The 17,110-nt window shown below is 39.1% G+C and carries 1 protein-coding gene; it reads right to left on the reverse strand.

The genetic code is table 11. From position 1 onward, the window contains the following. Window positions 1–12: 12 nt before the first annotated feature. Window positions 13–16,974 carry a T9SS type B sorting domain-containing protein gene (locus ACM55M_RS01735; protein ID WP_416855746.1) on the reverse strand — a complete coding sequence of 5,654 codons (16,962 nt, stop codon included), beginning with the start codon at window positions 16,972–16,974 and terminating at the stop codon, window positions 13–15. Window positions 16,975–17,110: the final 136 nt, after the last annotated feature.

Here is a 17,110-nt window from a genome sequence, read left to right on the forward strand (position 1 = left end):
AGTGTTTATTTATTATCTGTAAAGGGTAAAATGACCAACAAACTCTCGAGCATCTTTCAAATCATTCAATTTTAAAACATACCAGTAATCTCCCGAAGGAAGTTCATTACCATTGTATTTACCATCCCAATATTGGCCAAGACGATAGGTTGCTATTTTTCGACCGTATCTGTCAAAAACATCGAATGTCAAGTCTTTGTAATTAATCGTACATCCAGGAGCCCATCCATCCATTACTCCGTCACCGTTCGGTGTAAAGTAATTTGGAATACACACATCAATAAACTCAAAATACCTAGTGGCAGTAGCAACGCAACCATTAGCATCTGTAACAGTCACCGTGTAATCTCGAGATTCTCTTATAATAAATGAATTAGAATTTCCATTAGATTCACCATTGAAAGTATATTGATATTCTCCTGCTCCTCCAGTAGCAACCGCTATAATTTCATTTAATCCTCCATCGTTAAGTACTAATGCCAGCGGATCAACCTGCAAAATATCGAAAGTTGCAGTTCTTTGGATACATCCATTGGTATGTCTGACATCGATAAAATGGTTTGTGCCCGGCACCACATTTGTAAATACATTAGCAAGTTGGTAAGCTGCACCGTCCAGTGAATAATCCAGATCGGTAAGATCAGTTATGCTTGCATCTACTTTTACCGTAATTGAATTACTTGCCGAATTGTTCACACAACCATAATCCACAAGAGCTATAGGATTTATTTTAACTGATTCCGGCATAACAACAACTAATTCAACGGCACAGCCATTGGCATCCCTAATATAAACCGTATGGGTTCCTCCTGCTAATCCTGTGAAATCAAATTGTGTCTGAGTCAAAGTACCTGTTGTATAAACTCCGTTTGTATTATCTAAACTGACACTATACGGTATGGTTCCTCCAACAATATCAATACTAAATGCTCCGTCTTTATCTCCAAAACAAATTTCCGGAAGCATTGATCCTGCAGTAAGTGACGGAACTATTGCATTGGGTTCACTAATAACAATACCTGTAATGTACTGATAACATCCTTTTTCGTCCTGAGCGATAATGTCATAAAGACCCGGTTGAAGATTTATGAAAATTCCTGTATTAAAAAACTGATCCAATCTAGGAGAAATAGCATATTTAATAATACCGGTACCTCCAGAGGCGGTAACGTTTATTTGTCCATTTCCTTGTCCGAAACAAGTAACATTAATTGCAGTATGTACAACACTAATTGCAGTCAAAGGCTCTTTGATAGCTATTGGAGTACCGGTGGTTGTACTACAATCTCCACTGTCCACGCGAACTTTATAATTGCCTGCTGCCAATTGGGTAAAATTACCCGGTGTAATTTGTGTTGGTGGCGGAACAATAGGTATTCCTGCTCCATCCAGTAAGGTATAAACATAATTCCCTAAACCTCCCTGAGCATTGGAAACAATTACTCCTGAAAGATCTCCTTTACAATTGATTACAGCATTGGTACTATTCACATTCAAAATAAGTGTTTCCAATGGCACAATCTCAATCTCATTTGAAACAACACCAACACAACCATTAGCATCCTTAACATAGTAATGATACGTTCCAACTGGCACCGGGAAAGTTACTGATGATGCAAATGAACCTAAAATAGTGGTAAAGGCTGCATTGGCACTATAGGAATAAATTCCTGTTCCACCCGTTGCGCTCAATGCAAGCATCGTTTGCGTCAAACAGGTTTGCTTAGAAGCAACTACTAAACTAGATTTTATCTTTGTTGGTTCAGTAATGACAATAGGACTTGAAGTAGCCGCGCAGTTGTAGCCATCAGTCACGGTAATAGTGTAAGTTCCTGCGCCTAAACCATTAAACACAGGAGAAGCTTGCGGACCACTGGCAGTAGCCGGAACTAAAGAAGTGGTATTTAACGTGTACATATAGTTCGATCCCTGACCTCCGGAAGGTAAATTAACAGTAATCGTAGCGGTCTTATCTCCAAAACAACTTAGCATCGCTATATTTGAGCTTGCTGTTGCGGTGATTGGCGTTGGAATAGCCAAAGTTACGCTTGTTGTAGCCACACATCCTTTACTATCTCGTACATTTATTGTATAAGTTCCTGCTATCAAATTTGTAAAATTACGCTGAGTAGAATATGCAACAGTAGTTGGCCCTGTTAATTCAAACGCATAACCTCCTGGCCATCCACCAACAGCTGATACTGCAATACTCCCATCATTGTTACCTGTAACACACGTTATCGCAGAATGGGTTTTGGCTATAGCCAAAGTTGCTATAGGTTGCGTAATGGTGAAGTTTTTGCTCACTGAACAAAACGGACTATTCGTCAATGTAGCAGTAATAGTGAACGAACCAGATACCAAATTATTAATAGTGATTGGTCCTGCAGTTACAGCTGTCCCAGCAGTAACCGAATTACCAAGGGCATCAACTATAGAATAATTGAATGGTCCGGATTGATTCGGATTAGTTGCCATTACTACTCTGTCGATAAAAGTGACATTAACGCTACCGTTATTTCCATTAAAACACATTACATCAACAATTGTGTCTATTGTAAGGTCGAAAGTATTTGGATTAGTTACATAATGCACGTTTTGTATGCTGCATCCAGTATCTAAATTTTTAACTGTAATCAGGTAATTACCACTATTTAATCCTGTGAAAATTCCAATCGAATTGGTGAAATTATAATTAACTCCAATCACGCCTGTTGTCGCATTAGAATCAGCAACAGTATATTGCAGGTTCGTCGGTGTTCCTCCAATGCTGCTTACCGAAACCGTAATATCTTCCAGATTCGTACAGGTAATGGCATTGTTAATAGCAATATTTATTTTGTCTAAAGCAATAAATGGATTTATAACAATAGGTGCTGTCGTAGTACCTAAGCAACCTTTGTTGTCATAAACATTTACAGTATAACTTCCTCCCAATAAATTGGCTTCCGTATATACATTGCTGGCGCCAAACTTAACTCGAGTTCCTCCTTTTAGGAATTCATAATTGGTATAGATTCCAGAACCTCCTGTAACTCCCGTTACTGTAATCGTGGCAAAGTTCATTGCGTTTGAACCTGAATTACAGCCAAATTGCACCACAACAGGAGCAGGAACTTCTATAATAGCAGGCTCAGCCACAGGAATGGTTTGAGTTGTCACACAGCCTCTTCCTGAAGTCACGTCAACAGTATATGTACCGGCAATCAATCCACTAAAAATATTCGACGTTTGAGTGGTAGTTCCGCCATCAATACTGTAAGTGTATATTGGATTGTCGTTCACTCCTGCAGCAGGAATACTCATTGTCGCAGTAATCGTTCCGTCATTTCCTCCATTACAAGTAACATCCGTTTTTGAAAGGGCAAAACCAGTGATCAGAGTTGCCACAGAGAAAGTTACCTGAATAGATTTGGTACAAGTTATGGTAACATCTCTAACGGTTAGCGTATGAGTTCCTGCAAAAATGTTGGTAAAATTTGCGGAAGCTTGATACGTTCCTAAGTCAATCCTATATTCATAATTGCCTGAACCTCCAGAAGATAAAAGTGTTAATGTTCCATCCCCATCCGTACAACTTGGTAAAGCGGTAATGTTTGACTGTAATTGTAAGGCTGGCAAAATAACAACTAAACCGGTTGCTGTTGTTGAACAACCATTGGCATCTTTTACAATTACATCATAGGTTCCCGGTACGTTCACGGTAAAGGTTGGACTCGTTTGGAATCCGCTTCCAATGCTGAATTCATAAGGCCCCACGCCTGTTGCTACATTTACGGTAAAAGTATAAGTTCCCGTTGCGCTTGGGCATTGACTTAAACCGCTAACCGTGATTCCTGATGGAAGCGGATCTGTTGCAATAACAATTGACAATGGTGTTGTAATCACGCAATTATTGGCATCTTTCACATACACATCCCAAGAAGTAGCTATAGCTGGTTCTAAAACTGCCGAAGCGGAAGCAGAATAAGTTCCTGCCGGCACACCGCTTATCACATACGAATAACTGTAAGGCGCAACTCCTCCAGAAGCGGTCACGCTTACTTGGGCACCAAAATTACAATTGGCATTAATAAATGGGTTTGCCACCAAGGCCAATGGTGCCGACTGTGCAACAGCAACAGAAGTTGTATCCGTACATCCTGTAACCACATCAGTTACTACTATGGTTTGCGTGCTTGCAGAGCTTAATCCTGATACCGTTATCATTGGATTTGATTGTGGTGCGCTTGCAGCTCCTCCGTTGATTGAATAAGTATAGGTGCCTGCAAAATTTCCAACTGTAAACAATACTTCACCATTGGTTCCCGGATTACAAGTCACGTCACTAATTAACTGACCAGAAACGGTGATATTTGTTACCGGATTAACAGTGTATGATTCTTGATACGTACAGAAATTGGCATCTGTTACCTGAAATAAATAAGTATCAGGCAATAATCCTGTGAAAATTCCGCTTGAAACGCCTGTAACATTTGATGTCGCACTTGCAGGAGACAATATCGCATAACTTAATGCTCCAACTCCGTTTGTTGTCGTTAAGCGAACATCGCTTGTCAAAGCCAAACAAGTTACAGCCGTTGAAGCAAAATCTAAATTTGTTGGTGGGTTCAATGCTGGAACATTTACTGTTGCCGGAACAGTACTTATACAACCATTGGCATCTTTAATATAGGCCGTTACCATTCCCGCAATGTTTGTAGAATAGGTATTTGTTGCCGTATAATTCACGCCTCCATCAAAACTATACTCATAAGAACCTGTTCCTCCACTTCCTGTTACAGTAACAATGGCAGCTTGGGTCGCATTGCCTGCACCGCAAGTTAATGCTTGGGTTAAAAATGCAGTTCCACTAACAATGGTTGGTTCTGTTATTGTTAATGAACTTGTTGCCGAAGCACAACTTTTGCTGTCTTTTACAACAACTGTATAGGTTCCTGCAGCATTCAAGCCTGTAAATACATTTGAAGCTTGGTAAGTTATCCCATTGTTAATACTGTATTGGTAAGGTGCAATCCCATTTGATGCAGTAATCACGATACTGCCATCGGAACCTCCATTACAACTTACATTCGTTTGTACCAATGTAAATGTTGGACTAGTTTGTGGGGTTATTGTTACTTGCGAAGAAACAGCTTGGCAACCTTGAGTATCTCTTACTCTAAAAACATAGGTGCCAGCGGTTGATGTCGTTAGTACATTACTGACCATAGCCGTATAACTAGTTCCTCCATTTGTAGAATATTCATATAAAGTATAAGGTGCTGTACCTCCATTTGCAGTTAATGTTACAACAGCATTCGGACTGGCCTTGCAATCTAGCTCTTTTGTCAAGGCAGCATTCAATACTAATTGTGGCTGTACGATATAATCTACCATATTCGAACTACAAGCATTGGCATCCACAATGCTCAATTTATAAGTTCCCGGAGCAGTAATGGTGTAAATTGGACTCGTTTGATTCGAACCGTTAATAACATAAGTTGCTGGACCCACTGCTACCGTTTCACCATTTGAAAGATCGATCGTTAATGGTGTTCCCACAAAACATTGTGACGCAGGCATAACGATAATTGGCAGAGCATCTTTTGTAATAGTAATTGCTAATGGTGTTGTTATCACGCAATTATTGGCGTCTTTCACATACACATCCCAAGAGGTTGCCATAGCTGGGTCTAAAACTGCCGAAGCGGAAGTAGAATAAGTTCCGGCCGGTGAACCGCTTATTACATACGAATAACTGTAAGGAGCAACGCCTCCAGAAGCGGTCACGCTTACTTGGGCACCAAAATTACAATTGGCATTAATAAATGGGTTTGCCACCAAGGCTAATGAGGCAGATTGTGCAATAGTAACAGAAGTTGTGGCTGTACATCCTGTAACCACATCATTCACTACTATAGTTTGCGTGCTAGCAGCACTTAATCCTGAAACTGTTATCGTCGGATTTGATTGTGGTGCACTTACAGCTCCTCCGTTGATTGAATAAGTATAGGTGCCTGAAAAATTTCCAACCGTAAACAACACTTCTCCATTGGTTCCCGGATTACAAGTCACGTCACTAACCAACCGACCTGAAACAGTGATATTTATTACTGGATTAACCGTGTATGATTCTTGATAGGTACAGAAATTGGCATCCGTTACTTGAAATAAATAGGTTCCCGGTGTCAAACCTGCAAAAGTAGTTGTCGTTTGTTGAGGTGCTATTATTGGCGATGGTGCAATGGTTTCATATTGCAATATTCCAACTCCTCCCGTGTTACCCGTAATTTCAACTGTTCCAGGTGCTAAACAAGTAACTGCTGATGTTGTGCTGAACATTAAATCCGTTGGTGGAACTAAAGCTGGTATGTTTACACCATTTGGTAAAGTATAAACACAACCTTTTGCATCTTTTACAAGAACATTAAAAGTAGTTCCAACATACGATTGATAGGTATTGGTAGAAGAATAATTGGTTCCTAAATCAAAACTATAAACGTATGGGACTGTTCCGCCAACACCTTTTATGGTTACTGTTGCGGGTTGTGCCACATTTCCTGCACCACAAGTTAATGGCGTGGTCAAGAATGTAGTTGCCGTTAAAGCCGTTGGCTCCGTAATCGTAATTGGAGCACTCGGATAAAGACACAATTTTGCATCTTTGACCGTAATGACATAAGTAGTTCCTGCATTTAATCCCGTGAATACATTTGAAGATTGGAAAAGTCCAGCATTCAATTGATATGTGTAAGGACCAACTCCAGAAGTTACATTCACCGTAATCGTTCCATCAGTACCTGCATTACAACTTACATTGGTTTGTGTTGTTGTAAATACCGTTGGCACAATTGGATCTAAAGTAAAAGTTGTCGTTGCTTGACACAGCGTTGGATTATTGGCATCCGTAACTCTGAAATCATACGTTCCAGCTATTGCTGCAGAATATACATTGGTAGCCATAGCTGTCCAAGTTCCGCCACCATTTGTAGATACTTCATAAGTATAATTAGCAGACGGTGTTGTGTTTCCTCCTGTTGTTGTTAAAGTAACTTCGGCATTTGGTGTTGCTGTACAATCCAATTCTTTGGCTAAAGTGGCCGCTAAATTTAACTTTGGATATACTTCATAATTCACGTTTGCAGTACAGCCATTTCCATCTTTAATTACCAAATTATACGTTCCAGCGGCATTGAATGTAAAGCTTGATGAATTTTGGAAAGCACTTCCGTTGACGCTGTAAGTTGCACCTCCAACAATGTCTGAATCTACTGTTCCAGTAATTGTAATTATAAACGGTGTGCTACCATCGTAACAGATTGGAGCTACCGGTGATGAAATTGTAGGAGTATCATCAGCATCTAATGTTATGGCATCTTGTTTGATACAACCATATACATCTTTCACATAAACAATGTAATTTCCTGTTACACTTGTCGCAAAAGTAGTGTTAGCAATCCAGCCCGGAGTTGTTGCGGTCGGCACAGGATCAGAAGCCAGTAAATATTGGTAAGTGTAAGGTGCTGTACCGTCTTTGGCTTGAGCCGCAATAATACCGTCTTCATTACAATTTACATTTTTGATTTTAGCTGCCGTGAATAACAACATTGAGGTAGATTCCTTAATATTAAAATTAGCAGAAGCTTTACCACAACCTGCATTTGCTCCAGAGGTTTCTTTTATATAAACATAATACGTTCCAACTCCAAGATTTATAGGAATATTTGGAATGTTAATTGTACTTGATCCTGAAACTGAAAAAGTGCCTGATACATATTTAGAGATGTTGGTAAACGCTTCAAATATTTCATAGGTATAATCTAATGAAGTGCCCCCAGCATTTGTAACATCAAAAGACACATTCCCATCATTATTTCCAATACACGTAATATTTTTTGGAACTAAATTAGCAACAGAAAGAGAGGTATTTGACGGTACTGGAATAGTCGAAGTTTCATAATAATAACATTTAGTGTCTTCATCATATACTATGAAAGTGTAAGTCACCCCAGGTGATAAATTGGTAAAAAGAGTTTCTTTACTGTCTGGAGGAGTTTCACCTTGCCAACCATTTGTCCCATCGGCAACCCAAACTTGACCAGGTCCATTATAAATATTGAAATGAAAAGGTCCAGAACCTGCAAAAGTTGAGGTGATTTTTACTATAGCAGTTCCTCCAGTGGCACAAGTAACCGAAGGATTAATTGTAATACCTAAAGAATTGGGTGGTGATGCAACTAAAATATCTTTCTCTATAACCGAACAACCATTCGCATCGACAACTCTTATTTGATATAAACCAAAATCTACGATATCAAAAGTAGTTGATGTATTTCCAGTTGGATTTGGTTCCGATTGATTATATCCATTAATCCCTGTCACATAGTAAGTATATGGAGCAGTTCCTCCGGTTCCTCCTATGGTGCTAATACCGTCTGTTATTTTATCAATTATAATTGAACCTTTTGAAATACCAGTACCATCACACGTAATTGGTTTAATTGTTTTTTCAATAACCATTTTTGCTGGCTCAGCAATAGTAATATTTTCGGTATCGGTACAACCTTTGGCATCAGTAACCGTAATTAAATAATACCCTGCCGGCAAACCTGATGTTTGGGTAAGAAAATCTTTTATTAACACTGTATGAGTAGCATCAGTATATTGTTTTACATTAAACACAAATGGTGATTGCCCTTTGGTATTGTCAATTGCAATCGAAATGGCTGCTGTTGCGTCACCATTACAATTAATGAATTGTGTTTGCGTAACTCCAGTAATATCAGGATTTATAGGTAATATGGTAACAATTGGAGTTGTCGTTACAGCACTGCAACCATTGGCATCCGTAACCTTAAAAGTATAACTTCCCGCGGCACTTGAATTAAACACATTGCTTGCCATATCGGTATAAGAACCCGAAGCTTCTTTCGATTCATAAGTGAACGGAGTGGTGCCTCCTGTTGCAGTTATAGTTATTTGGGCTGCGGTCGGTACTGGATTACAAGTAATTCCTTTATTCAAAACGGCAGTCAATGTCAATTGTGGCGCAACTATTACTGGTGCGCTATCGGCGGTACATCCATTGGCATCTTTTACTCGAATGGTGTAACTGCCTGCTGTAGCAACCACGAAAGTATTTGCTGCTTGATAGGAACCTCCATTATTAATACTGTAAGTCAATGCTCCAACTCCACCTGAACCTGCGGCGGTGATAGTGTAACTTCCCATTCCCAAACATTGTGTTGTAGCGGTTGCTGTAACTAACGGAACTGGATCTGTAGTAATGACAATGTCATATTTAACGGTACATCCATTAGCATCTTTTATCCATACGTCCCAATTTGCATTTGTGACAGGATTTAAATTGGCGACATTAACAACTGCATAATCTGTTGTTATTGGAGCTATATTGTTTTGTTTGTAGGCATAAGTATAAGAAGCTGTTCCTCCACCTGGAGTAACCGTAACCTGTGAAGTTGGTGTAAAACAGTTGGCGTTTACTTGTGCTATGGTTGCTGATAAAGCAGCTGTAGGTTGTGTTATTGTAATTGATGTAGGAGCAGTACAGTCTGTAGTTTCATCTGTAAAAACAACATTGTAAGTAGCCGCCCCAAGGTTTGGCAAAGTAACTACTGTGGCTGTTTGACCTGTGATGGCCGTTCCTCCATTTACACTATAACTATAGGTTGTAAATCCGCTTACATTGTAACGTATAGCGCCTGTTGTATTTCCAAAACAATCTACATCGGTCAATTTTGTTGCTATAACTGCAATTGGCGTAACTGGATTTACAATATGTGATTCCGTATAATAACATCCATTGGCATCCGTAACTTTAAAAATATAAGTTTCTGGAGATAATCCCACAAAAACACCTGTCGTATTTGAAGTCGCTGCAGCAACTGGAAATACAATTTCGTAAGTCAAAGTCCCGACTCCATTTGTTCCATTAGCTGTCACGGTTGTTGTGGTCGCAGTACACGTTATTGGGGCGGCCGTAAAACTCAAATCCGTTGGTGGATTTAATTTTAATAAGGTACCGCCACCTGAAACAATACAACCCTTAGAATCTCTTACACCATAAGTATAAGGCTGATCCAATCCATTATCATTCAATGTTAATGTATTGACATTCGTATAACCTCCTCCATTAAAACTGTATTGATATGGTGCCGTTCCTAATGTTGCAGTTACTGTTACTATTGCCGCTTGTTTGGTGTTCGTAGTGCTGCAAGCAAATGGAGTTACTGATGATGTTGCCGCTAAACTGGCGGGCTGTGTTAGAATAACCGTTTTAGTAATAAAACATTCTTTGTTGTCTTTGATATAAAAAGTATACGTTCCATCTCCAAGACCAGTAAATAAAGAACCCGAAACATAAGTAATTCCATCTTTGCTGTAGGTATAAGGTCCTACTCCGCCTGATGGAATTATTTGTACCGATCCGTCCAAAACACCATTACAAGATGGATCAATATTGGTAGTGGTTGCCGTTATTGGAACCAAAGAATTTACCGTGGCCGTGGCGGTTATGATACAGCCGTTGGCATCGGTAACTCTAAATTGGAAAGTACCGGCTACCAAAGTCGAATACACATTGGTTCCCATTGCGGCATACGTGCTTCCTCCATCTGTGGAAACTGCATATGAATACGGACTTTTTCCTCCTGCAGCTGTAACTGTAATAGTTGCAGCTCGTGATGCTGAACAATCCAACTCTTTTGTAATCGCTGGTGAAACTGTCAACTGGGGATAAACGATGTAAGTTGTTGTTGCAATACATCCGCTGGCATCTTTAAGACTTAAAGTATAAGTTCCTGCGGCATTGATTGTAAAATTTGGACTGGATTGATACCCGGTACCGATGCTGTAAGTTGGCACTCCAACAGATGTTCCGGTAATGCTAATGTTTATTGGTGATCCTACATAACATTGGATGGCAGGGGTATCAATCGTGGGTAAAGCATCACTAATCACTGTTACCGTGGTGGTTGCGATACAGCCTTTGGCATCTTTTATATAAACATCCCAAATTAAATCAGTTGCCGAGTTTGTGTCAACTGTTACTACATTGCTAATATTATAAGTTGTCGGAGCGCTAGCACCTGAAATTACAGCCGCATAAGTATAATTTACTGTTCCTCCTGAAGCAGTTACCGTGATTTGTGAATTATCATTGTTGCAATTAACATGGGTTACAGTTGCAGAAGATGCTAGTAAAACTGAAGGTTGTGTTACTGTTATTGAAGTTGAAGCCGTACAACCGGTTACCTCATCAGTAATCAAAATTGCATACGTTCCAGCAGATTGATTGGTCAGGTTGATTATTGTTGCTGTCTGTCCCGTAATAGTTGAACCTCCATTAACACTATAACTATACATTCCCGAAAATCCAGAAACGGTATATTGAACTGATCCTGTATTTCCTCCATTACACAATACATCGCTCAATTTGTTTCCGATAACCGCAATTGGCGTAACTGGATTTACAATATATGATTCCGTATAATAACATCCATTGGCATCGGTTACTTTGAAAATATAAGTATCCGGAGATAATCCCGCAAAAATACCCGTAGTATTTAAAGTCGCGGCAGCAACTGGAAACACAATTTCGTAAGTCAAAGTCCCGACTCCATTTGTTCCATTAGCTGTCACGGTTGTTGTAGTCGCCGAACACGTTATTGGGGCGGCCGTAAAACTCAAATCCGTTGGTGGATTTAATTTTAATAATGTAACGGTGCTTCCATAAATACATCCTTTGGCATCTTTTACGGAATACGAAATTGTTTGATCTGTCCCGTCGTCATTTAGGGTCAAAGTATTGGTATTGGTATAACCGCCTCCATTAAAACTGTATTGGTATGGTGCTGTTCCTGTTGTAGGAACTGCAATGGTTATTGTTGCTGATTGTTTCGTGTTGGTAGCACTACAACTAAACGCGGTTGCCGTTGCCGAAGTCACTAAAGCAGTAGGCTGTGTTAGAGTAACCGTTTTAGTAATAAAACATGCATTGCTGTCTTTGATATAAAAAGTATAAGTTCCATCTCCTAAACCTGAAAATAACGAACCCGAAACATAAGTAATTCCATCGCTGCTGTAAGTATAAGGCCCTACTCCGCCTGATGGAATTATTTGTACCGACCCATCCAAAGCGCCACTACATGAAGGGTTAACATCAATAGTGGTTGCCGTTATCGGAACCAAAGGATTTACCGTTGCCGTGGCGGTAGTGATACAACCATTGGCATCTTGTATTTGAAATTGATATGTACTGGCAACAGCTGTTGTATAAGTAAAAGTAGTTGCCGTTGGTTGCGCTATTGTTCCCGGACCTGTTCCAGAAAGTACAGTTACTGTAAAAGGAGCCGTTCCACCAGAAATGGTTGCTGTAATTACGGCATTAGGACTGGTAGTACAATCCAATGTCTTGGTGGTATTGGCCACGGCAATTAATTGAGGAGCAATGACAATATTATTTATTGTAGCTGTACAATTGTAACTGTCTGTAACCACTATGTTGTGGGTTCCCGTTCCCACATTAGTGAAAGTATTGCTGTTTTGAGACGCTGTACCATCTAAACTATAGGCAAACGGGGCTTTTCCTCCTGATGCATTTACAACTAATGAGGCTTGATTCACGCTGTCAAAACAGATGTCGGAACTGGCGTCTAAAGTAGCCGTTAAGGTTGGTGGAGCCACGACATTTATCGCAGCACCAACAGCACTAATACAGCCATTGGCATCTTGTACAAAAACAGTATAATTCCCTACAGGCACATTGGTAAACTGGGTATTTAATTGGTATGGTCGAATAACGACAACTCCTGCAGCATCCCTTAATTCGTATTGGTAAGCCAAAGTTCCTCCTGCCCCAATTGCAGTAATGGTGGCGCCTGTAGAACAAGTTGCTGTCGTGGTTACCGAAGCCGTAACCGTAAGAGGTGTTGGAGCCGTGATAATTTGAGAAAATGTTTTAACACAAGTTCCAGTTGAAGTGGCATCGTAGCGTATTTGAACAGCATAAGTACCATTGGCCAATCCTGTAATCGTGTAAGGAGATGTCATTTGGGTGAACCAAGTCACTCCATTATCAGTAGAATATTGAAAGCCTTTTGTAGTATCAAAATTTTGAGCCGCAATTGTAATTGCCCCATCAAAAACTCCTGAACAACTTATAGCTTTAAAACTTGTAATAGCAGCGGTTAATGCGTTTCCTGATGCTACCACGAAATAAAAATCACTTTGTGGAATACAGGATAAAGCAGTACTTGTCGAATTATATTTAACCGAAATCGTATGATTACCCGAAGTTACTCCAACAAAAATATTTGAAGGGATATTTGTATTTGATACTCCATCTAAAAGATATTGATAACTATAATTTGCATTTGCAATAGTTGTAACTGTTACCGTACTCGTTGCAGTACCGTCACAATTAAAAACAGGATCTGTAGCCGAAATAGTGGGTTGTACCGGTCTTGGTTCAATAATTATATTTGGCATTGTGTAAATACAGCCATTAATATCTCTAATGTATAATGTATAATTCCCTGGCGCCTTATAAGCATTGCTAACCGTGGCCCACGTAACTTGATTGTCAAAACTATATTCATATGGAGCAGTTCCTCCTTGCGGATTGGTAATGCTTATTTTTCCTTCTCCCGATGGGCCACAACCCGCTAATTCAGAAACTCCTGCAGAGGCCGTTAAAGCAGTCGTTGGTTGTGTTATGGTGATTGCTTCCATAGTCCCATAACAAACAGATGTACCCAAAGTATAACGTACAATAGTGTTGTAAGTTCCTGCTACAAGATTGGAAAAAATCGAATTTGTAGCATACGTAACCCCATTATCTATACTATAAGCCAGAGTATAACCATTAGTATTAGTTACATTAAAATTAATTGTACCAGTACTGTCATTATAACATTTAATATCTGTTTTACTAACCGTATAAACTGGTGGGGGTGTTGCAGCGACCGTTATTGTAGTAGTTGCTCTACAATTATTACTGTCTTCAACAATTACAGTATATATTCCACCAGTAGGAAGTGGATTTGTAACTACAATTTGTGGAATAAATTGGAAATTGTCAGTACCGTTAATATAATAGGTATACGGTGGTGTCCCTCCTACAGGATATACTGTTATCTCCCCATCTAAGCATGTCAATGGTTTAGTAAGTGCTGAAGTTGCTGTTAATAAAGCAGGTTCTTTTATTTCAACATCAGTAGAATAATCACAACCATCCTCAGTCCAAACCCTTACTTTATAAACACCCGGATTTAAACCCGAAAATGTATATTCACTAGCCATTATTGGTCCCACACTATTAACCAGTGTTGTCCCTTGATAAACACTATAATAATATTGTGGAAGAGCGTCATAAGCCCGTAAAATAATACTACCGCTATCTCCATTACATAAAGGTTGAATTACTTCTGCCTCTCCCATAAAATTGCGCTGTCTGATCAGTATATTAGGCACTGGGAATTTACACGGATTGGTAGCTACCCCTATCTGTTTTATATAAACCGTATGATATCCTTCGGCAACAACAGGGAAATCGGCATTAGGGAATATATTACTTGACTGGTATATTCCATTACCTCCTCCGTCTAAACTATATTCGTATCCAGCGGGAACATTTTCAACGATTATCTGCCCAACGGTAGTACAAATAATATCTTTAGTCCTAAAAGTAGGATTTAAAAGATTTTGATATACATTGAAATAAAACCGACTAAAACATCCTCCGGTATAATTTATCGTAATCCTGAATTGTCCCGAAGTATTTGCATTATAATTAGCCCCTGTTCCTACCTGACTCCAGGTACATGCATTATCTTCATTGGCACAATTTGGTATGGCTACAGCACAACTTCCCTCGTTCAATTTTTCCCAAACAATTGATAAGGCATCGGTAATCCCTGTATTGATTGAACGGATATCCCCCAAGCCACAAAGAAAGATATTAGGTAATAATTTTCCATTATTTGGACAGGTTACTACCTGATCCGCAAAAGGGATAACGGGGTTTGTAACCGTGTTACCAAAAGGGATTACAGTAATCTCTTCAGTAATAGGCAAACATGTGGATGTGGATGTGGAACGAACGTAATAGGTTCCTGTTTGTGTGGCCGTAAACGTTTTATTGGTGCCAATAATTGGTGACCCGGTAGAACTGGTTGACCAAGAATAATTATCGTATCCGTCTGAGGCTGATAATACCACACTGGCTCCACATAGAACTACTTTTTGAGTAAATTTACAATTAGTAATGTCCACCAAAAAATTTGTAGATTGAGGGGAACCCAATTTACAGGCAGTCGAGTCAAAACTACCTTCTTCTTGAACTATTTTTGGATTAATTATACCGCTATAAGTTGCGAAGGCCTGATTCATAATTATGTTAGAACAAGCATCACTTAACAAATTACAATCTGGAACGATTTGGACATTTAATCGTATGGTATAAGTAGATCCATTGACTAATACCGAACTATTCGGGATCTTAAAAATAATTGTCCTTGTTGCTGCATTATAAGATTGTAATGTAGCGCCTCCTGCGTTAGTATAATCTATGCCGGTTGCCGAATCAAAAATAATATTAGTTGGAAGTACATCTTTTATGGTAAAATTATTCACATTGTCATTACCAACACTTTGATAACTAATCTCATAGGTTAAATATTGCCCTAAAACAACATTAGCTCCACCTACATTAACCCCTGAAGTGTTCTTTACCAGTTTGGTTAAGTCTATTTTTGGTGAAATAATGTCTACGGCATAAGCATTAAAAAAAACAAAAACGGGATCCGCCTGTCCTTTAGCCACTTGCAATGTAAAATCAGTAGAAGTTTGATTGTTATTAACATACTCCGGCTGTGCTGACTTCACTTCTAATACGCCGGTATCATAACCCAAAGTGTTAGTCCCCGAAGGATTTCTTGGCGTCGAAACCCCATTGGTGTTTTCAATGGTAGAATTAAAGAATCTATTAGCAGATCGTAATGGAGTTGTAACCTCTTTTGTTCCAAATTCCAGTTTAGTTCCCCCTTGAGGTTTATCTCCATCTAAAGCTGCATAGGCAAATTGTAAATCTATATTACCCGATGGTGGGGTTATAAATCCCGTAACAGGAATTTTTTCAAAATGAGAAGAATACACATGACTAAATCCATCGAAGATATTAAATGATTTCATGTGAAGACTAGGGTCTTCGTAAACCACAAAAAGAGTCCAACCAGCGGACAATCCCGTCGTGCCATTAGAACCCAAACCCGCAGTAACATTAGCCACAGTATAAGTACCTGCCAAACTTGATAAACCTCTTAACAAGTTAGTCACATTAGCGTAACAGGCATAAGGCTTATTTGCATCGGGAATTATGGGATTGACAACCGCATCATAAATCACCTCGCCGGTTATATCATTGTAAGTTATAGCTCCGGGCAATTTCAATTTTACCTTATTGATATCTGTCCTGCTACCGCTTTGAAGTATTGCTCCCCAATACAAAGCGGCGTAGGCAATTCTATAACAAGAACTGGAACTGCCATCTTTTTGTTTTGGTACTAAAAGATCAGCACTACTGGAACTAAAAGTAGTGACATCACTATCAATATCAATATACTTCATTGCTATGTCTTGATTGGCTTTTGTGCCATCGTTGAAAGGAAGATTGTCTTTGCCCAGAATATTATTTCCTGCAACAACCATACTACCTCTAATATCAATTTTTTCTCTTATAGAAAAAGTCTTATACGTTTGAGAGTAGGATGTTACACTCAACAATACCATTAAGAGCGCTAAAACCGTTTTAAAAAAAATAGTTTTTTTGGTCCTTTTTAATAGCAAATCTCTTTTTACTTTAACAATATCGCCTAAAAATTTGGTCGGAAAAGAAAAGGCAGGTTGCCCAAAGACGGTATAATTATTTGCTGAAAAAAAAGCAGCAATTAGTAGGTAGTTTTTTAATTTCATTGGGGCAAAATTATTGTTCCAAGCAATAATGCCTGAAGGTTTTTTATTAATTTAAACTGACTCTCAGGGGCATGAGGGCTAATTTAAAATTGCATAAAACTGGACTTATTAAAAAAAAAAATTAATTATTACTGTC

Origin of the sequence: Flavobacterium galactosi, assembly GCF_048158585.1 — a bacterium.
Lineage (GTDB): Bacteria > Bacteroidota > Bacteroidia > Flavobacteriales > Flavobacteriaceae > Flavobacterium > Flavobacterium galactosi.